The following is a 21,026-nucleotide window of genomic DNA, read 5'->3' as shown; positions in this document are numbered from 1 at the left end:
TCTAATTTTTAATGTCAAGATTTGATGGAGAAACAGTGTGCCTTTCGTCAATTGGCAGGTGCAAATCTAGCTCCATCAACGCCGGACATTGAACTTAATTTTTTCTGTTGTAAAAGTCCGCTTAAAATACATTGGGTTCAAGTCCCTAATGCCTTCATTTGGAGTCCAAATTGGATAATAGCCTCATTCTAGTCGTAGAAGATGAGCCCAAGATTGCAGAGATTTTGAACGCTTATTTAGAGCGAGAGGGTTTTCGTACAGTCCGTGCAATGGATGGTCAAACGGCGCTTCAACATCATAATGCACTCTCACCTGATCTCGTATTACTTGATGCAAGACTACCAAAGCTAGACGGCTTTGCCGTTCTTTCCAGATTGAGACAAATATCGAATACGCCTGTGATAATGTTAACTGCATTGACAGAGGATTTGGACAGACTAAGCGGTTTACGTCTGGGTGCCGATGACTATATCTCTAAGCCATTTAATCCTCTGGAAGTTGTCGCCCGCGTAAAAGCTGTACTTCGTCGTTTCAAAGGATCACAAACGGCTGAGATCCTTCGTGTTGGCAACATTGAGGTCGACTTTAAAGCATACTCTGTGTTTGTTCATCAAGACGAACAACGCGTGGTGCTTCCATTAACTCTGAGCGAGTTTCGTATTCTTGCTTACATGATCAGACGACCAACACATGCTTATGAACGCAGTGACATTCTTGATGCCTGCTTGCCCGAAAGTGACGCTCTATACCGTACTGTCGATACTCATATATCAAATCTTAGGCGCAAATTCGAAAAACAAGAACAATTTGGTTTTTTTACTGCCGTTAGGGGCATAGGCTATCGCTTCTGCGATCCGAAATGAGAGTTCCTGTTCTTTCACTTGCTACGCAGGTTGCAATCATTATCGCTGTAATGTTGCTATTAAGCGTGGGATTAGCTTTCCTCGGCGTTAATTGGTATTCTTCATATCTTGAAGAGGCTCTACTAAAAACGCTACCCGTTGACGCTGCAAAAGCATACAACGATATTAATGCGGGTATCGTTCCTGAAAACGCCGGATTGAAAGTTCTTCTTGAACAACTCAGCAGTTTATCAGAGCCGTTAGATTCGAGCATTTATTTGTCAGTTTTAGTTTCGGGTTTGCTATCTGCGCTTCTTTGCAGTGTGATTGGGATCTATTTAACACGAAGAATTACTCAGCCACTACAACAACTCACCAAGACCGCGGAAGCCTTGAGGTCAGGAGATTTCTCAATTCAACAACTGGGTCCTGATCATGGCCCATTAGAGGTCTTGAGCCTGGTTGATAGCTTTAACGATTTGGCCTTTAGCCTACAACAAATGGAAAATAGGTTAAGTTTTAATAATATGGCAGTAGCTCATGAGTTGCGTACGCCTCTTACAATTTTACGAGGTACAATTCAGGGCATGATAGACGGCGTATTCCCAATGGAAAAGGAGGCTTTAGGTGGTCTTGTTCTTCAAATAGACGGGCTTTCACGGATCGTTGAAGATCTCCGTACACTATCGCTTGCAATAGGCCAAAAGCTTGTGATGCATTGCCAAATGACGGATCTATCGGAATTGATTAGCGATGTATTGATCTCTACCAAGCCAATGTTGAATGAAAGCTTAATAAAAGTAGAATTGGATCTGATGCCCATTTTGGCCTTCGTTGATGCCCAAAGAATAAAACAGGCCTTCCTCGCAATTATCGAAAATACTTGTCGATATGCTGGGCAAGGAACGACTTTACGGTGTTCCGTAGTTGATATTTCGGATGATTTATTGGCAGTCCAAATATGTGATAACGGATCCGGATTCCCTAGCGACATGAGTTTTACTGAAATCTCACCATTTTGGCGCGGAGAAGAATCAAGATCACGGATTACAGGAGGAACTGGGCTAGGGCTCTCGGTTGTTCAAGCTATTGTCGTGGCTCATGGGGGGCGGCTTGAATTAAGCAACAAAATATCGGGAGGAGCGTTATGCTCAATGACACTCCCAAAGAAGGCCAACCGTGAGCGTTTTTCTTAATAACTTTTTAGTTTTCAGCGGCTCCTCTCAAAACAGTCTCCGTTTCGAAAAGGGCCTACGTATCGATTAGCTGTTATCAGGCTATGGAGCTAAAAGCACGGCGAATTGGCGGCCTGACATCCTTTATTCTTGCCTACTGATCAAGCTATTTTCTTTACCCTGACGATCACGTGATCGTAGCAATGCCAATCGATTAGGACGATGACCGGAGAGGAAAATTGAATCTCCGCTCTTTACGCGCACTGCCTGGGAAATATTCGGACTATTTTTTCTCGGCGGGGTTAATCGGTTGCATTCGTTTCATTTAATTCATTGCCTTATGAGTTGCTAGTTAATGCTGTTGTACGTGCATCACAACTCGGCCAGCATCCTTGCGGCTTTCAGAGAGATGTTCGCGCGATCTGATAGGTAGGTTTATGAGTTTAGATATTGATTGCCGCGAGCAGAATGACCGACTTATCGAAATCAGAACTAATAATGTGTCAACCTACTCAGTGATTCAAAAGCCAAACTCTAAACTCAACAGATTCAAGGAAATTTTGAAATAGAACGCTTTTAGTCAGTAAGCAATAAAGCGATTGCCGCAATGAGTGCGAACGGAATCACCAACCAATAAAATTCTTTGCGTAGCAGGCGGAAGGTTACAAGGAAAGCAACGATCATCGCAAATACGATTGGGAGAATAATGAAAACTAAATCGGCGACTGAAATTTGGCTCATATTTCCTGCTTTTACTTTAATTTTTGAATGACCGCGTTAACACAATGAGCTCCGCAGTCAAATCAGAAAATAACCCTGCTCTTAAGATATGCTATTTGGACTCTCATCGATCCAAATCTTTATGTCGAGTCGTCTCGAAACCTGGTGGCTTCCAAATAACTTACTGCTTTCATTGGTATATTTACGCAATTTCTACGCATCAGATTTTCGCTGAAACTGTCCGTTCAGCACAATTGACGCAACAAGGCCAATCACCAGCCCCCAGAATGCTCCGCCAATACCGAGCAGGCTGATATTCGCAGCAGACGCCAGAAAGGTAATAAGTGCTGCCTCTCTCGAACGAGCATCTGCCATCGCACCAGCAAGGCTTCCCCCAATTGCACCAAGCAAAGCAAGCCCAGCAAGCGTGGTAATAAACGTCGCCGGGAATGCCATAAACACTGCTGCGAGTGTTACCCCAAACACCCCTACCAGAATATAAAAACAACCCGCAGCAATACCGGCAATCCAGCGTTTCGACGGATCTTCGTGCGCTTCCCGTCCGGTAGCAATGGCAGCAGTAATAGCTGCAATGTTGAATGCATGAGAGCCAAACGGTGCCATTATGAGTGAACCCAGGCCCGTGAGCGTTACGATGGGATTTGCACTGGTCTGGAACCCATCATTCCGCAGCACCAACATGCCGGGCATATATTGACCTGTTAGTGTGATCAAAAACAACGGCAGTGCGATACTGAGCGTGGCGTTCAGGCTAAACTCTGGCATGGTAAAAACGGGAGCGGCCAGTTTCAATTCCAGATCAGACAGATCGACACGACCCTGCATCAGCAGCAGAAAAAACCCAATCAACAAGATGCCAATGACTGCATATCGTGCGGAAACACGCTTTAAAACGACATAGGCAGCGATCAGCGTACCCACTAAAACGGGATCGACGCTCACACTGCTGAAAGCACCTATTCCGAACTGTAACAAGATGCCTGCAAGCAACCCCGAAGCTATGCCCGGAGGTATCAGCCGGATAACTTTTTCAAAGTATCCCGTGAGGCCGAGAACCACGAAGGCAATAGCTGAGATCATGTATGCACCAATTGCTTCCGCATAGGATGTCGTGGCGAGAGCTGTGACGAGGAATGCTGCGGCCGGTGTGGACCATGCCGTGATAATTGGTTCACGATAACGCCAGCTCAGCAGCAAACCAGAAAGCCCGACGCCGATCGAAATCGACCAAACCCAAGACGCGGTTAGTTCGGGGCTAAGATTGGCAACACGGGCCGCCTGAAAAACGAGAATGAACGTACCGCCATAATTGACGATGACTGAAATCAAACCTGCAACAACAGGGTGGATGATATCATTTATTCTGGTAAGCGTGCGAGAAGAGGTGCAGGACATGTTCGGGCTTCTCCGGAAAAGCATATTCAAGCGATAGACTGGCTTGACTTTTAGGCGCTCAATGGTCTGATATGCCCTGCCAATTATCGCATGAGATACCATCCAATTGTTTAGGCATTCACAACTCGAATCCGTAAAAGCATGGCTTAATCACCCTGCCCACTCTGCCATGCCACTTCATGCGCGCATTCAACGTGCGATCCGGCAATTGATCGTGGATGGTGCACTCAGTCGTGGCAAACCACTTCCGGCCTCACGCGCGCTCTCACAATCACTGGGCGTTTCTCGCGATACGGTCGAAGCCGCCTATGCGCAGCTTCATGCAGAAGGTTTCATCGAGCGTCGCGTCGGCAGCGGTAGTTTCGTCTCGCAAATTGCCGAGCTTTCTGTCGGTCGTCGACTGACGAAACGCTCTCCTAAACCAAAAGATCAATCGCCCGAACTCAGCAAACGTGGCAACGCGTTGTTCCAGAGCGGCGGTGTGCGCGAGACTTTGACACCGCGCCCTTTCGCCCCCGGTATCCCCGACACACGAAATTTCCCACTTGCACTTTGGGAGCGTTTACAAAGACAAGTTCTCAAAGAGATCGGGCCGCAAACACTTTTGCATGGAGACCCGCAAGGGGTTGAACAACTACGACAGGCAATTGCGGACTATATAAATCTCGAACGCGGGGCACGTGCCACTGCCGAGCGTGTGCTGATACTCACGTCGTCGCAACAAGCCCTAACATTGTGCGCGAATGTGCTGTTTGATCCGGGTGAGCGCATTTATATCGAAGACCCGGCCTATTATGGAGCCCGCAAGGCATTTGATGCTGCCGGGTTGAATTGCGTACCCATTGCGCTGGATCAACAAGGCATAAATATCGAGCTTATCATCAATGATCCCAATTCAGCACGCGCTGTCTTCCTCACACCATCACATCAATTCCCGACGGGTGCAACCTTGGCCCTGGACCGCCGGCTTGCATTGATTGAATGGGCAAAACGTCATCGGGGATGGATTATAGAGGATGATTACGACAGTGAGTTTCATTATGCGGGCAAACCCACAGCCTGCATGCAAGGCCTCGATCAGCATCATAGAACCATATATATCGGCACTTTTACCAAATCACTCTTTCCGGGATTACGGATGGGTTATGTTGTGTTGCCCGAACAGCTGGTCAAACCAATGACCACGGCCCGCACGCTTCTTGATGGCCATACCGCATCCATTTCACAATATACGCTTGCCCGTTTTATAGAAGGCGGACATTTCGGCGCCTATATTCGCACCATGCGCGGTATCTATGCCCAGCGCCTTGAAATATTGAGCAGATTGGTTCGCAAACATCTTTCGGGTTTTATTGAGCCGCGCATTCCCATAGGGGGCTTACAAATGCCGTGCCTATTGACATGCGACATCTCCGAGCAAAAGGTTTTGGAAGCGGCTCGTCGTTCTGAAATTGAGTTGCTGGGGCTGTCAGCACTCCACGCCACAGGTGAATCCAAACCGGGGTTTCTACTCGGCTTCGCAGCTTATACGCCGATAGAACTTGAGATCGCGGTGAGGAAACTTGAAAAGATATTCCACACACTCAAGGTCATTCCGTCAGCGAAATGTAGTTAAACCCAAAAAGCTCTAGCTATGTGTAAAAGCCTGCAGCCTGTTAACGCCACAGGCTGCAAGATCATCAAAACGAACGCTCGTACGTAACCCAGTTGGCTGCTTTTGCAATGTCGTCATAAAGACGACGCGCAGTTACATTGTCCTGCGCAGTCACCCAACTCAGCATCGTCCAGCCGCGCATGCTTGCAATATCGCTGAGCGCCCCAATAAGCATACGCCCAACACCGCGACTGCGGTGAGATGGATCGACAAAAAGGTCATCAAGAAACCCAGCATATTGGCCTTGCAAAGGCCTTGGTTGAGGCCAGTAGTGGGCAAAACCGATAATGCTTTCGCCTGATTGAGCCACCAGCCCTTCCAATGGATGCGTTGCGTCTTGCAACCAGGCCCATGTGCGATCAAGTATATCGTCACTCATGGGTACCTTGTAGAAAGCGGCATAGGCTCGATAGAGTTTTTTCCAGTGTGTTTTATCTGCTGGCCCCAGAGCACGGATTTTAATTTCCGCCGAAAATCGCACATCACTACCGTTGAATGTTGGTTTGGTCATTGGCAAGTCTCCCTTCTTCGCGCGGAAATTTCTCCACGGGTTGCCGAAGCCTTTAGACAATATTGGATCGATAATTTCCCTCCAATAAAGCCAATAACACCAGACCAATTTTCTTATTGGCAATACTTCAGTAACTGAAGCAATTTTGTGATTCAGATCGCCAGTCAATAGCACTCTTAAATATTTTTGTAATAATTCAGCGTGCTTGGTGCGCTTTCATATAGCTTTTACTATAAATTAAAATTCCACTCGGTGGCAGAGAGGATCTTCAACTTTATTTCTAAACGGGGGGGCTAATCAGCTAATTAATTTAGTCAAAAAGCTCATTTAAAAAGCATTCTAAAATTGGATCAGAGTCTCTTCGCAACTTATAGATTATCTCCATCGGTGTATGAATGGTGAATAAATCAGCCGAGATGGAACGTATTTTGTCAGCCGCTTCAAAACTGTAAGCTATATGGTCAGGCAGAAAGCCCAGGTACTGACCCGTGAGCAGAAACATCGCCGTACCCTCGACATTGCGCGCCACAGCTGAAGTAATATTGATGCCCTCACCGAGCACTTCTTTTAGGCGATCCAACTCAAATGGACTTGGGGACACAAAACGCTGTTCACTGAGAACACTGTTATCCGGCTTTTGCCGAGAATATAATGGATGCCCTTTACCGCAATACAATTTACTGACTTCGGTATACATCTCTTTGTAAAAGAGCTGTTCTCGCTTGACGTGCCGGCGCGTATTCATTCCAATGTGAATCTTATCTTCAAGCAATGCGGTTTCCATGGTTGAAGAAGACATAATTGAGATACTGATCTCAACCTGTGGGGACTGAACCGAGATTCTGCGTATTGCTGATATGAGCGGATTTGCGCTGTCTGATATTGTGTTATCAACTACACCTATGTGTATGCTGCCTCTGAGTTCAGAGTGAAGTCGATTTATCTTCGCCTTAAAGTCATCAATTGACTGAAAAAGCTTTTCAGCAGCTTCATAAACTTCCTTTCCACTCTCAGTTAATTCAAAACCAGCGCGACCACGAAGGCAGAGCTTTAATCCCAAGCGAGCTTCAAGGTCAGCCATATGTTTGCTGATCGCGGAACGACTGATGCCAAGTCGACCCTCAGCGACGCTAAATCCACCAGCTTCCACTACCGCCATGAATACTCTCACAAGACGCAGATCAGCACTTTGCACTGAACCTGGAAACGACATGTGCGACATAACTAATCCCATTAAGGTGAATTTTTATTCACCTTAATGGGTGAAGATAGAGATTTAAAGTACTTTATTGTTCATCTAAGTTCCTCGTTACCAATTGTCTACCCGAGAAGTAGGCATTGTTCGGGAGGAACATCATGAAAGTAATTGTAGCGGCACTAACAACGCTTCTCACTGTAAATATCGGATCTACATCTGACGCCTTTTCTCAGGAAAGAACCATCAGGATAGCAACGGAAGGTGCATACGCGCCATGGAGCATCACCAAGCCTAATGGGCAACTTGACGGCTTCGAAGTTGATCTTGCAAAAGAAATTTGTAGCCGGCTGGAAGATCGATGTGAAATCGTCGCCCAAGATTGGGATGGAATGATCCCATCTTTGAATGGCGGCAAAATCGATGTCATCATGTCAGCAATGAGCATCACCGAAAAACGCAAAGAAGTTGTGGCATTCTCCGATATCTATATGCCAACTTCCTCTACTTTCATTACATCTGAACAGAATGAGCTTTCAAAACTCCCTGAAAAGGGTGTGCTAATAAACCTGGATAACAAGAACAAGGCTCTGGACGATGTTATCGCGACGTTAAAGCCACTCCTCAATGGAAAAGTCATAGGTGTTCAGGGTTCAACTACCAACACGACCCTTCTAGACGAATATTTTTCCGGGTCATCCGACATTCGTGAGTACAAAACTACTCAGGCGCATGATCTTGATCTCAGTTCAGGTCGGGTCGACGGCGTATTTGCAACAGTAACTGTCGCTAAATCTGCCTTAGAGAAGCCTGCTCTGCATAGCTTCACCACGGCTGGGCCGATCTTTAGCGGCGGCTTACTTGGGCCAGGAGTCGCGGCTGCAATGCGAAAAGACGATTATAGTTTACGTACGAGCTACAATTCTGCACTCAGCACACTCATCGCTGACGGTACACTCAGTAAACTCTCCTTGAAATGGTTTGGCGCAGATCTGGCACCTCACTAGGCATAAATGAACGAGAATTATCGAAATTCCGACGGTCTGCCACGACCTCATATGACTTTTGAAAACCGCATCACAGCGATATCTTGGGCCCGATTGCAATGTACAAAACAGACGGAATAAGAAATCCGCAGATTGATGATCAATCGTGGTGGCTGTCGGAAGCTCTGGCTCATCGAAGTTCTGATACGCCTACCTGTGCACCGTTGAAGAGCGAGATAGATGTCGACGTAGCGATAGTCGGAGGTGGTTTCACTGGTCTGTGGACTGCGCTTGCTCTTAAACAACGGCAGCCCGCGCTAAAGGTTAGCTTAATTGAGGCAAAAATTTGCGGTGCCGGTGCCAGTGGAAAGAACGGTGGTCTGGTCGGCGGCTACTGGGGGGCATTGCCATCAGTTGCAGCACGGTTGGGTGCGGGTGTAGCTGTTGAGATTGCTCAAGCTGGAACCCGAGCACAGAATGCATTGCGTGAATATGCCCGCAATGCATTAAGCGATCTCTGGTGGCGTGAAGCGGGATCGGTCATGGTTGCAGCATCAGCGGCGCAACTTAATACCGTTGAGGACGCAGCATTGGCGGCAGAAGGTCTCGGCTACCCCGATTCCGCAAGATTGTTAAACGAAAAAGAAGTTCAAGCAATTTGCAAGAACACTGCTTTTAGCCGGGGCATATACTATCCTGAAGGGGCCACTATTCATCCCGGCCGTTTGGTTCGCGAGCTCAGAGAACATGCACTCAGCCTCGGTATACGCGTTTTTGAAAACACACCAATGCTCGAGCTGAAACGTTCATCTCCAAATTGCATTATAACGCCCTCCGGCAAGCTGCTTGCAAAAGAGGTGGTATTAGCGACCAATACTGAACTCACGCGCCTCAAGGAAGTTTCTCCCTATGTGACGCTCTTTTCAAGTTACGCAGGCATGACAGCCTCCGCACCCGAAGCGATAAGTCAATCTGGATGGGCCGGAGATCAAAGCCTAACGGATGCACGAATGTTCGTGCATTATTTTCGTAAAACTCCTGATAATCGCATTCTGATGGGATCTGGCTCTGGGCCGATAGCGTTTGGAGCTAACACAACGTCTCCTTCGCTCTACACGGACAAAGGTACAGCACTCAGAGTATTGCATGGAAAAGGCAGACTTTTACCGAATTTCCGGAATGTGCCGATGGAAAGTATCTGGGGCGGGCCGATCGATGTGGCGTCTGACCGTCTTCCCTATTTTGGCACAATTCCTGGTACCCGGGTTCATTATGCGTGCGGATATTCCGGCCATGGAGTTAACCCCACTTATATTGGAGGGCAATGTCTGGCTTCTTTAGTGCTCAAACAGAAAGACTACTGGGCCAATTTACCGTTTTGCACTCGAGATCGGCCGACGTTCCCTGTGGAGCCCTTTCGGTTTCTCGGTGGGCGAGCCATTCGTTGGGGCATCATTTCGAAGGAAGATGCCGAAGATACAAACGGCGCTCCTCAGTTACATGCACGTGCGCTTGCCGCATTGCCCCGCGTTCTCGGATTGAAGGTTGGCACCCGTTAAAAGGTCTTTCCACCAATTCATATGAAAAACTGCAACAACCACTCAACAGCAGGTGTTACTATGATTACTCGATTTCATGAAACCGACGTCCTGAGCAAGGTACTCGTCGCCAATGGCTTTGCTTTTCTTTCTGGCCTTACCCCCAAAGATCGAAGTGGCGACGTTAAGGCTCAGACACTCGATATTCTCAATCAGATTGACGGCTATCTTGATAAAGCAGGAACTAATAAATCGAAGCTCGTGAGCGTAAATGTCTGGCTAAAAAATATCGATCATTTTGACGATATGAACGAGGCGTGGAAATCCTGGGTTGATCCCTCAGCCCTTCCTGCACGAGCAACCGTTGAAGCGCGGTTAGCCGATGAGGATATTTTAGTTGAGATCATGGCAAAAGCGCTCGTTTAGAAACTGAATATCGCATTCAATATCTAAAATTCCATGCTTGCCAGGTTTTTCTCGGGTGACACTGCCCGAGAGCGAGGACGTAGCATTTGTCGCCCAGTGGAAACTGCTCTCAGAGCTATTGCACCAATGCAAAATAGGCAATCTACGGAAGTCAGATCCACACCTTAGCGGGAAGACGCGGCTCTATTTCCAGAGTGCCAGTCAAGAATAAACCCGACGCTTTTGCGTCGGGTTTAGTGGCTTATCGCCATTATGCCTTTGAGGCTGCCGTCGGTGGAACAGGCTGCACTTTTGAAGTGATTGCCATTACAATAATCGCTGACATCAACATGACCCCACCAACGATGAACATTGGCATTTCATAATTTCCTGTCATATCCTTCACCCATCCAGTGATGTATGGCGCGGAAAAGCCTGCGACATTGCCTATCGAATTTATGAGAGCAATCCCGGCCGCAGCGCCCGCACCAGATAGAAAGCGGGTTGGAAGAGACCAGAAAGTTGGTAGAGCCGCAAAAATCGAGATCGCTGTAATGGTCACAACTGCAATGGTTGCTTCCGGCGATGACATTAGCAGTGCAACAGGAATGCTCAATGCACCTACGAGTGCTGGTATACCGATATGCCAGGTTCGGACACCGCGACGCGTTGCATCCATGCTCCAGAGATACAGACCAATGGATGCACCAAGATAAGGTATCGCGATAATCAGACCTTTCTGCATCACGTCGAACTTCGTCGCAAACTTGGCCTCAAAGCCGGCAATAATCGTCGGCAAGAAGAAGCCAAGCGAATAAAGGCCGTACACAAGACCGAAATAGACAGCCGAAAGCAGCCAAACACGACCATTGCGAAGAGCGTCAAAAACTGCGCTTGCGCTATGGCTGTGGGACTTGGCTTTTTCTTCACGCGAAACTGCGTTCAAGAGCCATTTCTTTTCGTCACTGGTCAGCCACTTAGCATCATTTGGGCCGTCCGGAAGATAGAACCAGGTCACGACACCAACAATGATAGCAGGTATAGAAACACCCATAAACATAACGCGCCAGCCCTCAAGACCGAACAGGCCATGCGCATCAATAAGCCAGGATGCAAAAGGCGCACCGACAACGGTTGAAAACGGCTGTGCAACATAGAAGAGTGCTAAGATTTTTGCACGATGCGTTGCTGGAACCCAGGTGCTCAGGTAGAGAATTGCACCTGGGAAAAAGCCCGCCTCTGCCACACCAAGCAAGAAGCGCAACCAATACAGCCCTTCAACAGAGCTGACCCATGTAAACAAAAGCGAGACAATACCCCAAGTAACCATGATACGCGCCAGCCAACGACGAGCACCAACACGTTGTAACGCCAGATTGCTTGGAATTTCTAAGATAATATAACCGACGAAGAAAATACCGGCTGCAAAACCAAATTGAGCTGCCGTAAGCCCCAGGTCATCTGTCATGCCATTTGGACCAGCAAAGGAAATTGCTGTACGATCAAGAAAGTTAATTAACGACATAAGCGCAAGGAACGGTACCAGCCGCCAGCAAATTTTTCGAATTGCGCTTCTTTCAATATCTGTCGTAACGACAGACCTATCTAACTGTTCCTGCACTTTAGTTCCTCCCAAAAGTGAATAGATGTCATTTCTCATTTCGATCCGGAACATGCGTATCCACGCCTTTTTTTGACATAACGCAGCAGCTTCGGCCAAAGGTGTCTCACCGTTTGTCCGAATAATGATTTCCAGATTTTCGCCGTACCAGCCGGGTTTTAGAGTCAAAAAGACCCGACCCGACAGTTCATATTATTCAGCGACTTGTGCCGCTTAAAATAACGATCAACGTACAGTCTCTGTCGCAGCAGAAACATTCTCGAACAGCTTCGGAGTCTCTGACAGAAAATCGCTGCCAAACCCAGCATCGAGCAATGTCTGAAGGGCAGTTGTCACACCGTTTGCAGTGCTGCGCTCTGCTGAAACATCCTCTGCCATTTGCATGTAATAACTGAGATCCTTGTACGCATTTGAAACAAAGAACTTCATTTTCGAATTGTCACCATTGAGTACAAATGGGCTGACGCGATCAAAAGCGGCTCCGTAACCGCCACCTTTCGCCAAAACTTCTGTAAAGATTTCAGGAGAAATACCCCCCAGCTTTGCACAGGCTGCGGCTTCCCCCAGCAATGTCACCATACCGAGCGACACATAATTATGAAGGAGCTTCAGCTTGTGTCCCGATCCAACATTGCCCGCATGGAAAATGTTCTCGGCAAAGGTTTCCAGCAATGGGCGGATCGTGGCAAACAGCTCGTCATCGGCTCCAACCAGAAGATTCAACCTGCCCTGAGCTGCTTCCAGCGGCGTCCTTGTCATGGGAGAGTCGATGAAACGACCACCTGCTGCTTCAGCCAGTTGCGCAATTCGTGTAGTCGATGATGGAATGGCGGTGGAACAATCGATGATGATCGTACCCGGCTTAATTGCCTTCAATATTCCGGTATCACCGAGAAGAACGTCTTCCACCTGGGGAGTTCCACTCACACACAGAATGATGATGTCACTCTGCTCAGCCAGGTCCTGTTTACTCGCAAATTTAAGGGCACCGCCTTCGAGAAGATCATCAACAGGCTGGTTTCCCGGATGATCAAGGAACCCCAAGGACCAGCCTTTTGTAACCACGTTCAGAGCAATACCGTGACCCATCAGGCCAACGCCGATAATACCGACTTTCTTGTTGGTCATCTCTCTTCTCCTTAGGCCAATGCGCGACAGATTGCGTCTGCCATTTCGCTACATTTTGCAGTTCCGCCGAGATCCGTTGGAACAGTTTGGCCGGCAGCAAGCACACGGCCAACGGCACTTTCGATACGGTCTGCAGATTCCATAAGTCGTTGGTCGCCCTTTTTGTCACCAAGCCAGCGCAGCATCATCACTGCCGAAAGAACGGTCGCGACAGGGCTAGCTATATTTTGACCAGCAATATCGGGTGCAGATCCGTGTGCACCTTGGAAGAGTGCGTATGTGTCACCGATCTCGCCCGAAGGCGAAATGCCCATTCCACCGACTGTCGCCGCACCAAGATCAGAAATGATGTCGCCGAACATATTTTCTGCGACAATCACATCGTAAAAATCCGGCTTTTTAACCATATGCACCGTAATCGCATCGGCATAAGCATAGTCGATTTCAACGTCCTGATAGCCTGAGTGGACGTCGTCACAAACCTTCCGGAAAAACGCATAGCTTCTAAGAATATTGGCTTTATCACAGACGGTGACACGCGATTTTCCGTCACGCGGCGCACCATTGCGTTTCTTCGCGAGTTCGAAAGCAAATTTCGCCACGCGCTCTGTCCCCTTGCGGGTAATCACGAGACTGTCTGATGCAAACTCATCGCGCAGAACAACTCCTGCACCACGGCTTGCATAAAGTCCTTCGGTGTTTTCGCGAATGATCACATAGTCTATTCCACCACCATCAAAAGCACGAAGTGGTGACAGCACGCCAGGCAAAAGCTTGACCGGTCTAACATTTGCATAGAGGTCCAGTTTGAATCGTAGTCGCAGATGCAAATCGTTTCCGACCTCGGTACCATCCGGATAGACGACACCTGGTAATCCGGCTGCACCATGCAAGATAGCATCTGCCGAACGGCAGCCCTGATAGGTATCGTCCGGCAACACTTCGCCTGTTTTCAGATAGTGGTTTGAACCACCATTGAACATCTGAAAATCAAGCATGCTTTCACCAACGGCAGCCTTGAGCACTTTGATAGTCGCGTCAGTGATTTCTGGACCAATACCGTCACCGGCGATTGTCGCAATTTTATAGTTCGTCATGGTTTTTATCCTGTTTCGACAATCTTACCAATTGGTCGCGATGTACTTTGCTTCCATGAATTCCAGCATGCCATGATGTGCCCCTTCGCGCCCAAGGCCGCTCTGCTTCACGCCACCAAAAGGTGCTGCCGGATCGGAGACGAGCCCGCGATTGAGAGCCAGCATACCAGCCTCGATCTTTTCGGAAACCCGCAGACCGCGCGCCAGATCACGCGTATAGACATAGGCAACCAGACCATACTCGGTATTGTTAGAGCGCTGGATTGCTTCTTCTTCGGTGTCGAAAATATAGATCGGTGCAACAGGTCCAAAGATTTCTTCTGATGCCAGGTCCGCAGTATCGGGAACATCTGCAAGAACAGTCGGCAGGTAGAAGTGCCCTTCTTTCTCCAGAGCCTTTCCACCGCAGGTAATGCGTGCACCTTTGGCAACAGCATCATCCACCAGTTCCGCAACCTTCTTAACGGCGGCGGCATTCACCAATGGACCACAATCCGTCGTCTCCTCAACCCCTGCCCCAACCTTTAATGCGGCCATTCGTTCGGTCAGCCGGGCAGTAAAAGTCTCAGCAATCCCACGCTGGACATAGATACGATTTGCTGCGGTACAAGCTTCACCACCATTGCGCATTTTAGCAATCATTGCGCCTTCGATTGCTGCATCAAGATCAGCATCATCAAAAACGACAAACGGAGCATTTCCACCCAATTCCATTGAGGAGTGGATGACCTGGTCGGCAGCTTTACGCAATAGCACACGTCCGACTTCGGTTGATCCCGTAAACGACAATTTCCTCACGCGTGGATCATCAAGCATTGCATTAACAACCTTGCTTGTTGTCGAGGATGTAATGACGTTCACAACACCAGCGGGCACTCCTGCCTCAGCAAGGATAGCCGCAACTGCATAGGCGGTCAGCGGTGTTTCGGTCGCGGGTTTGAGAACGCAAGTGCAACCCGCAGCAAGAGCTGGAGCGATTTTGCGCGTTGCCATAGCTGCAGGAAAATTCCAGGGCGTAATAAGCAACGAAACGCCAATTGGCTGATAATTCACGAGGATCCGGTTAGCGCCCGAAGGAGCGGTTCCGAGATCCCCATGGCCGCGTACAGCCTCTTCCGCAAACCACCGGAAAAATTCAGCAGCATATGCAACTTCGCCACGCGCATCTTTGAGTGCCTTACCGTTTTCAAGCGAAATAAGCCGTGCGAGCTTTTCACTGTCGCGCATCATCAGCTGAAAACAATTGCGCAAAATTTCCGAGCGCTGGCGCGCAGGCGTGGCGGCCCATCCGCCCGCAGCAACTGCTGCTGCATCGACAGCGCTTAAAGCGTCTTCAGGGGAAGCATCGGCAACAGAACCGAGAACAGAGTTGTCGGACGGATTAAAAACATCGATCCGATTATCGCGACTACCAGCTTTCCATTCGCCACCAATGAACAGATCAGTCGGCCATTTTTGTTGGATGTTCATACTAGATTTCCTCAGTGAGATCGTTTTGTTAGCTTGCCATAGCGTCAACAAGAATGGATTTAATCGCGTCGGGGGAAAGAACACGCGGGTTGTTCTCAATCAGACGAGCAGCGTTCATCGACAACTCAGCAATCTGGTCGAGTTTGGCATCTGTGACGCCGATTTCATTGATAGTTGCAGGCATGCCGACACGCGCAAAAAGTGCAAATAGCGCATCAATGCAAAGCCCTGCTGCGTGCTCATCCGTTTGACTGTCCGTTGCCACACCGATGGATCGCGCTATTTTCGCATAATCAGCCGCAGCCACTGGCGTATTAAAACGCATTGTATAAGGAAGGAGAATGCCAACACCCAGACCATGTGCGGTATGCGTTTCAGCGCCAATCGGGTATTGGATTGCATGGGCTGCTGCCGTTCCTGCACTACCAAATGCCAGTCCGGCGAAGGTCGAACCCAGCATCACTGCAGAACGTGCTTCAATGTCATCGCCGTTATCAACGGCAGTTTGCAGATGAGCAAAAATGAGCTTGATCGCTTCCAGGGCGTAAAAATCAGATAGTGAATTTTTCCCAACAAAAACACGACTGCATGCCAAGTCACTGTTTGGTTCACGCCGAACAGCTGCAAAGGCTTCAATAGCATGCGCGAGAGCGTCAGCACCCGAAATAGCGGTCAAACCTTTCGGGCATGTCAGCGTAAGTTCAGGGTCACAAATTGACGTATGTGGAATGAGATATGGGCTGGAAATGCCAACTTTCATAACTCTCTGCGGATCTGCAAGAACAGCAACAGGCGTGGCTTCTGATCCTGTGCCCGCAGTCGTCGGAACTGCAATCACAGGACAAACAGGACCCGGCACTTTGAATTCACCATAATAATCCGATAGTGACCCCGGATGCGTGAGGATCAGGCTGACCAACTTTGCAAGATCAAGGCAGCTTCCGCCACCCAAACCAATCACCATATCTGGCTTGAAATCCCGATAGCGTTGCGCACAATTTGTAACGCCCTCCAAAGGCAGTTCTGGTTCAGTCTCGGCAAAGACCTTTACATCGATGCCGTGGGCCTTCAGATCCTCTATCACCTCCTGAAGAAGTGGAAGCGCGCCAATTCGGGCATCTGTACACAATAGAGCCCGCTGACCAATATCTGCTGCCAACCGTCCAAGTGCGCGGCGCTGACCTGCACCAAAAACCAAACGCTGCGGCGCGCGTGTGACGCCATACTCAAACTGCATGAAACTTATCTCCTTAATTAGCTGGCGTCCGATCAGTCTGAGCAAGGTGCTGGATACGCTCCCACACTTCTGGTGCGATGTTCAGCCCTTCCTTCTCAGCGCGGATGCGGGATTTTACAGAGCGGTCACCAGGAACACGAACCGGGTTTTCTGGGTCAGATGGAGGCGTATCGCGCAGTGCATTCAAGTAATCTGAAATGATGCTTGTCATGCCCGATGCCGGCTCCATGACGATAAATAGATCACCCTTATTGCAAGGATGTGTAGAATCGAGTGTCCCACGAACGGCAGTTCCAAGCGATGAGCCAGTCAGAGCCGCAACCAGCACTTCAAATGCCAATCCGAGGCCATATCCTTTTGCACCGCCAAAGGGTGCTATGGACCCCGCCTTTGCCTTTTCAGCATCGGTAGTAGGCAAACCTTCCGCATCCAACGCCCAACCGGCTGGGATCGGAGCGGCTCGATTGGCATGGTCATGGATCTTGCCCATTGACACCAAACTGGTTGCCATATCGAAAACAAATGGTTCAGGTTCGGCGGGCACCCCGATTGTCAATGGATTGGTGCCAATCATGGCACGCCGTCCTCCCCAGGGATGTACCAAAGCTTCGCTGATTGTCATTCCGAGCAAGATCTTGCCCTGACGAGCCAGGTTTTCTGCGTACCAAGCAAGCATCCCCAGGTGATCACAGTTCCTGATAGCAACCACACACGAACCTGCTGACTTTAGACGCTGGCTTGCTGCGTCGAGCGCAGACATAGCCACAACAGGACCTAAACCATGCTGGCCGTCCACCTCGAGAAACGCTTCACCACGCCAGTTATGAATACCTTTGGCGAGAGGATCGGTCACACCATTCAACACGCGCTCAACAACGCGCGGCAGCCGAAGAAGACCGTGGGATGGCACTCCCCTCATCTCGGCGTCCAGGAGCAAAGACGTCTGAATTTCTGAATGATTGCGCGGTATTCCAGCTTTTTGAAGAGCCGCAAGCGCAGCTTGCTCAACCTTGGCAACAGTTTGCATATGTTGTCCTAGAACCTTTTTTCCGGGAATGGAGAGAGTTTCAGAGGCGGAGGAAAATCTCACAATGGGCTGCTCGACCCCGCAGACTGCAATCCGACATTTAAAAGTCAGCGATCTTTTATTGGCGAGCATATGCATTGCAGCAATTACTCTCGCTTGCTGATCGTATCCGTTCTATCAATATGTGCGTTTCAGCTTGTAATGGTAAGCAAAAGAAAGCTCAGCTGCAAAAGCACCCGAGCATATTTTCCTGCCAATAATCTGACATAAGTCCTCCTTTCTTTTATCCCTCACACCCCTCCTCGGGTGCTCAACACGTGCTGAGGTGATAAATCATATCGGATACGATAGAGGTATTAACGCGCAGGTCAAGCCAGTTTTTATAGCTATCTTGCAGATTTCCCAATCACTACTTTTCCATAACTTGATCTTTTTGAATTATCGATATTAGTATAATAGCTTGTTTATAAACATAATTTAACAAAAAACTGTTATTTATTCGACACCAAAAAATGGAAGATAAAATTTGCACCGTACTAAAAATTTTCTCCAAAGCATTCATTTCTCAGTTCTAATGAATCAAAGAAATACGGTTTACACCAATAATCCGATACGATACGGTGTTTCAAAATCTGACCTCACGATCGCGCCGAGGTATGAGAGCCATGTCAGGGAGGACATATAATGGCGAAGGAAGAAGTGCTCAGCACGGTTGACCCTGCCATTATGCCAGGTGATAGAGACCCTATAAGACATCCGATTGGCGACACCATTTACAATGCGTTGTTTGCTGACCTGATTGCGCTGCGTATACCACCGGGAGAGCGACTTTCTGTCGATGCTTTAGCGCGACAGTTTGGCGTTTCCCAAACCCCAATCCGCGCGGCGCTGATCAGACTGGAATCAGAAGGTCTTGTTGCCCAGAAATTCAATTCTGGTTTTAGTGCTGCTGCGCTGCCGGAAGGCAAGCATTTTCGGGACGTTTATCAGACACGCGACCTCCTCGAACCCGAAATGGCTGCTTTAGCAGCGATAAGAGCGACACCGGACGACATCGTTTCAATTGAAAAACTCTGCAACGAAATGGCGGAGCTTGCTGATACAAATAATCAGGAAAACTTCGGGCGCTTTGCCGAACGTGACAATGCGTTTCACACCTGTATCCTTCAAATCGCAGGCAACCAGGTTGTCGCCGAAGCAATGGCGCGTCTTTATATTCATGCCAATCTATTTCGGATTCGGTATCACACAAAAATTACCACCGATGCCGTAACCGAACATAAGGCCATCCTTGAGGCGCTTCGCATGAAAGATGCTTTTGCGGCACGCAACGCGATGCGCGCTCATATCTACAATTCGCGTCTGAGGGTGGAACCATTCTTTATTGAAGAGTAGCGCATTCATGTCCGGCGTCATCTGGCGACGGAATTTTATCTGGAGGAAAATATGGCACTGGATCAACTGATGTGGATCGATTCCACCAAGGTCTTTATCAACGGAGAATGGGTGATCCCCGCCGGCGGAGAGACCATTGCGGTTGAAGACCCATCGACAGGTGAAGTTATTGGGAAAATTGCCCGCGGTACACCTGCGGAAGTGGATGCGGCCGTTTCTGCTGCAAATGCGGCGTTGAACGGTGAATGGGGTCGCATGACCGCGACGCAACGCGGACGCATTCTCATGAAAATGTCAGAATTGGTGCTCAAGCGAGCTGAAGAACTCGCAATGATTGAGACACTGGATGTTGGCAAGCCGCTGAACCAATCTCGAAACGACTCGATTGCGCTCGCACGCTATCTCGAATTCTACGCAGGTGCCGCGGACAAGCTGATGGGTACGACCATTCCCTACCAAGAAGGCTTCACCGTTTATACCTTGCGCGAGCCACATGGAGTTTGTGGGATAATCATCCCTTGGAATTACCCAATGCAGATTTTGGGGCGCGGCGTCGGCGCAGCTCTTGCGGCTGGCAACACCTGCGTTCTTAAACCCGCAGAAGATGCCTCTTTGTCATCATTGGCTTTTGCGGCAATCGCACACGAAGCTGGTTTGCCGGCCGGTGTTCTCAATGTTGTAACGGGTTATGGCGCAGATGTAGGCGCAACTCTTTCAAGCCATTCCGGTATCCAGCATATCTCCTTCACTGGTTCCGTCGGAACCGGCGTTGCCATTCAGACTGCAGCAGCGAAAAATGTCGTGCCAGTAACGTTGGAACTTGGCGGAAAGTCACCACACATCGTTTTTGATGATGTTGACCTGGAAAAGGCCATGCCAGTGCTGGTGGGTGCCTGCATGCAAAATGCCGGCCAGACCTGTTCAGCAGCATCACGCGTTCTCGTCCAGCGTGGCATTTACGAAGATGTAAAGCGACGCATGATCGAAATTTACGAAGGTCTCGTGGTTGGTCCTGCCGTTGAATCGCACAATCTTGGACCTGTCGTTTCCAAGAAGCAGAAGCAAATCGTATCCGATTTCATCGAACGCGGAAAAGCAGAGCTCAACATCGCCGCACAGGGCAAACTACATGCCGACGCCCCGGCCGCTGGAAACTACGTCCTGCCAACACTCTTTTCGGAAGTAGAGCCGGATCATGCACTTGCGCAGCAGGAAATTTTTGGGCCAGTTCAGGTGCTCATTCCCTTCGATAGCGAAGAAGACGCTTTAAGGATCGCCAATGGCACCGAATACGGTCTTGTAGCGGGCGTTTGGACTCGTGACGGTGGTCGCCAATTGCGCATGGCGCGCAAGCTTCATTCCGGACAAGTCTTCATTAACAACTACGGTGCTGGGGGTGGTATTGAGCTACCTTTTGGCGGCGTTGGTAAATCCGGGCATGGGCGTGAAAAAGGATTTGAAGCGCTATACGGCTTTACACACGTCAAAACTGTGACCATCTCGCACGGCTAAGCTGCGGGCTGAAGCCCTGATGAACACCACACAGTAACATGTGTGAACCATAGACCTCAGGACAACCAGGGGCGGGGTATTACCCTACCCTTGGTGC

The 21,026-nt window shown here is 49.0% G+C and carries 18 protein-coding genes; 8 read left to right on the top strand and 10 right to left on the bottom strand.

All coding sequences use genetic code 11. The annotated features are described in order from the left end of the window. The first annotated feature begins 170 nt into the window (after positions 1 to 170). Positions 171 to 863 (top strand): response regulator, encoded by a 693-nt coding sequence (locus tag J2782_RS21935; RefSeq protein ID WP_310016175.1) that lies wholly within the window; start codon positions 171 to 173, stop codon positions 861 to 863. After that, positions 860 to 2,038: an ATP-binding protein gene (locus tag J2782_RS21930; RefSeq protein WP_310016174.1), complete on the top strand. Its 1,179-nt coding sequence runs from the start codon at positions 860 to 862 to the stop codon at positions 2,036 to 2,038. The genes J2782_RS21935 and J2782_RS21930 overlap by 4 nt, the downstream gene beginning before the upstream one ends. A gap of 555 nt (positions 2,039 to 2,593) precedes the next feature. Here J2782_RS21930 and J2782_RS21925 read toward each other — a convergent pair. Beyond that, positions 2,594 to 2,758: a hypothetical protein gene (locus J2782_RS21925; protein WP_310016173.1), complete on the bottom strand. Its 165-nt coding sequence runs from the start codon at positions 2,756 to 2,758 to the stop codon at positions 2,594 to 2,596. A gap of 192 nt (positions 2,759 to 2,950) precedes the next feature. After that, a complete protein-coding gene (locus J2782_RS21920; protein ID WP_310016172.1) occupies positions 2,951 to 4,153 on the bottom strand; it encodes a benzoate/H(+) symporter BenE family transporter in 1,203 nt (400 codons plus the stop codon). A gap of 106 nt (positions 4,154 to 4,259) precedes the next feature. Between J2782_RS21920 and pdxR the strand changes: the two genes are divergently transcribed. Continuing rightward, on the top strand, positions 4,260 to 5,768 hold the full coding sequence (pdxR, locus tag J2782_RS21915) for a MocR-like pyridoxine biosynthesis transcription factor PdxR (protein WP_310016171.1): 1,509 nt from the start codon (positions 4,260 to 4,262) through the stop codon (positions 5,766 to 5,768). Positions 5,769 to 5,832: 64 nt separating this feature from the next. On the opposite strand, the gene J2782_RS21910 is transcribed toward pdxR, so the two are convergent. After that, complete coding sequence (locus tag J2782_RS21910; protein ID WP_310016170.1) at positions 5,833 to 6,486, bottom strand: GNAT family N-acetyltransferase; 654 nt, start codon at positions 6,484 to 6,486, stop codon at positions 5,833 to 5,835. Between the two features lie 142 nt (positions 6,487 to 6,628). Then, positions 6,629 to 7,531, bottom strand: coding sequence for a LysR family transcriptional regulator (locus tag J2782_RS21905; protein ID WP_310016221.1), 903 nt, complete (start codon positions 7,529 to 7,531; stop codon positions 6,629 to 6,631). Positions 7,532 to 7,674: 143 nt separating this feature from the next. Between J2782_RS21905 and J2782_RS21900 the strand changes: the two genes are divergently transcribed. The 3 genes from J2782_RS21900 to J2782_RS21890 all read left to right on the top strand — a co-directional run bounded on the left by J2782_RS21900 (position 7,675) and on the right by J2782_RS21890 (position 10,463). Beyond that, positions 7,675 to 8,520, top strand: coding sequence for a transporter substrate-binding domain-containing protein (locus J2782_RS21900; RefSeq protein ID WP_310016169.1), 846 nt, complete (start codon positions 7,675 to 7,677; stop codon positions 8,518 to 8,520). A gap of 98 nt (positions 8,521 to 8,618) precedes the next feature. Further along, the gene (locus J2782_RS21895; protein WP_310016168.1) at positions 8,619 to 10,058 is read left to right on the top strand and encodes an NAD(P)/FAD-dependent oxidoreductase; all 1,440 of its coding nucleotides are present in this window, start codon (positions 8,619 to 8,621) and stop codon (positions 10,056 to 10,058) included. Between the two features lie 60 nt (positions 10,059 to 10,118). Further along, positions 10,119 to 10,463, top strand: a complete 345-nt coding sequence (locus tag J2782_RS21890; protein WP_310016167.1) for a RidA family protein — start codon at positions 10,119 to 10,121, stop codon at positions 10,461 to 10,463. 250 nt (positions 10,464 to 10,713) lie between these two features. On the opposite strand, the gene J2782_RS21885 is transcribed toward J2782_RS21890, so the two are convergent. The 6 genes from J2782_RS21885 to J2782_RS21860 form a co-directional block, all read right to left on the bottom strand. Beyond that, positions 10,714 to 12,063 (bottom strand): MFS transporter, encoded by a 1,350-nt coding sequence (locus tag J2782_RS21885; protein WP_310016166.1) that lies wholly within the window; start codon positions 12,061 to 12,063, stop codon positions 10,714 to 10,716. A gap of 225 nt (positions 12,064 to 12,288) precedes the next feature. Next, complete coding sequence (locus J2782_RS21880) at positions 12,289 to 13,191, bottom strand: NAD(P)-dependent oxidoreductase (RefSeq protein ID WP_310016165.1); 903 nt, start codon at positions 13,189 to 13,191, stop codon at positions 12,289 to 12,291. 11 nt (positions 13,192 to 13,202) lie between these two features. Continuing rightward, positions 13,203 to 14,288 (bottom strand): isocitrate/isopropylmalate dehydrogenase family protein, encoded by a 1,086-nt coding sequence (locus J2782_RS21875; protein WP_310016164.1) that lies wholly within the window; start codon positions 14,286 to 14,288, stop codon positions 13,203 to 13,205. Positions 14,289 to 14,312: 24 nt separating this feature from the next. Beyond that, entirely contained in the window at positions 14,313 to 15,758 is a 1,446-nt protein-coding gene (locus J2782_RS21870; protein ID WP_310016163.1) for an NAD-dependent succinate-semialdehyde dehydrogenase, read from the bottom strand. A 28-nt stretch (positions 15,759 to 15,786) separates the two neighbouring features. Further along, positions 15,787 to 16,995 (bottom strand): iron-containing alcohol dehydrogenase, encoded by a 1,209-nt coding sequence (locus J2782_RS21865; protein ID WP_310016162.1) that lies wholly within the window; start codon positions 16,993 to 16,995, stop codon positions 15,787 to 15,789. A gap of 13 nt (positions 16,996 to 17,008) precedes the next feature. After that, positions 17,009 to 18,022 (bottom strand): Ldh family oxidoreductase, encoded by a 1,014-nt coding sequence (locus tag J2782_RS21860; protein WP_310016161.1) that lies wholly within the window; start codon positions 18,020 to 18,022, stop codon positions 17,009 to 17,011. A 684-nt stretch (positions 18,023 to 18,706) separates the two neighbouring features. Between J2782_RS21860 and J2782_RS21855 the strand changes: the two genes are divergently transcribed. Then, positions 18,707 to 19,417: a GntR family transcriptional regulator gene (locus tag J2782_RS21855; RefSeq protein WP_310016160.1), complete on the top strand. Its 711-nt coding sequence runs from the start codon at positions 18,707 to 18,709 to the stop codon at positions 19,415 to 19,417. Positions 19,418 to 19,468: 51 nt separating this feature from the next. Continuing rightward, the gene (locus tag J2782_RS21850) at positions 19,469 to 20,929 is read left to right on the top strand and encodes an aldehyde dehydrogenase family protein (RefSeq protein WP_310016159.1); all 1,461 of its coding nucleotides are present in this window, start codon (positions 19,469 to 19,471) and stop codon (positions 20,927 to 20,929) included. The last annotated feature ends 97 nt before the right edge of the window (positions 20,930 to 21,026 follow it).

Origin of the sequence: Brucella pseudogrignonensis, from assembly GCF_031454375.1 — a bacterium.
Classification (GTDB): domain Bacteria; phylum Pseudomonadota; class Alphaproteobacteria; order Rhizobiales; family Rhizobiaceae; genus Brucella; species Brucella pseudogrignonensis_A.
This window is presented reverse-complemented; position numbering and strand designations above follow the sequence as displayed.

Coding starts and splice junctions, on each gene's coding strand:
- J2782_RS21920 (WP_310016172.1), bottom strand. CDS start 4,153: ATGTCCTGCACCTCTTCTCGCACGCTTACCAGAATAAATGATATCATC.
- J2782_RS21900 (WP_310016169.1), top strand. CDS start 7,675: ATGAAAGTAATTGTAGCGGCACTAACAACGCTTCTCACTGTAAATATC.
- J2782_RS21895 (WP_310016168.1), top strand. CDS start 8,619: ATGTACAAAACAGACGGAATAAGAAATCCGCAGATTGATGATCAATCG.
- J2782_RS21925 (WP_310016173.1), bottom strand. CDS start 2,758: ATGAGCCAAATTTCAGTCGCCGATTTAGTTTTCATTATTCTCCCAATC.
- J2782_RS21850 (WP_310016159.1), top strand. CDS start 19,469: ATGGCACTGGATCAACTGATGTGGATCGATTCCACCAAGGTCTTTATC.
- J2782_RS21860 (WP_310016161.1), bottom strand. CDS start 18,022: ATGCAAACTGTTGCCAAGGTTGAGCAAGCTGCGCTTGCGGCTCTTCAA.
- J2782_RS21890 (WP_310016167.1), top strand. CDS start 10,119: ATGATTACTCGATTTCATGAAACCGACGTCCTGAGCAAGGTACTCGTC.
- J2782_RS21875 (WP_310016164.1), bottom strand. CDS start 14,288: ATGACGAACTATAAAATTGCGACAATCGCCGGTGACGGTATTGGTCCA.
- J2782_RS21870 (WP_310016163.1), bottom strand. CDS start 15,758: ATGAACATCCAACAAAAATGGCCGACTGATCTGTTCATTGGTGGCGAA.
- J2782_RS21880 (WP_310016165.1), bottom strand. CDS start 13,191: ATGACCAACAAGAAAGTCGGTATTATCGGCGTTGGCCTGATGGGTCAC.
- J2782_RS21930 (WP_310016174.1), top strand. CDS start 860: ATGAGAGTTCCTGTTCTTTCACTTGCTACGCAGGTTGCAATCATTATC.
- J2782_RS21905 (WP_310016221.1), bottom strand. CDS start 7,531: ATGTCGTTTCCAGGTTCAGTGCAAAGTGCTGATCTGCGTCTTGTGAGA.
- J2782_RS21855 (WP_310016160.1), top strand. CDS start 18,707: ATGGCGAAGGAAGAAGTGCTCAGCACGGTTGACCCTGCCATTATGCCA.
- J2782_RS21865 (WP_310016162.1), bottom strand. CDS start 16,995: ATGCAGTTTGAGTATGGCGTCACACGCGCGCCGCAGCGTTTGGTTTTT.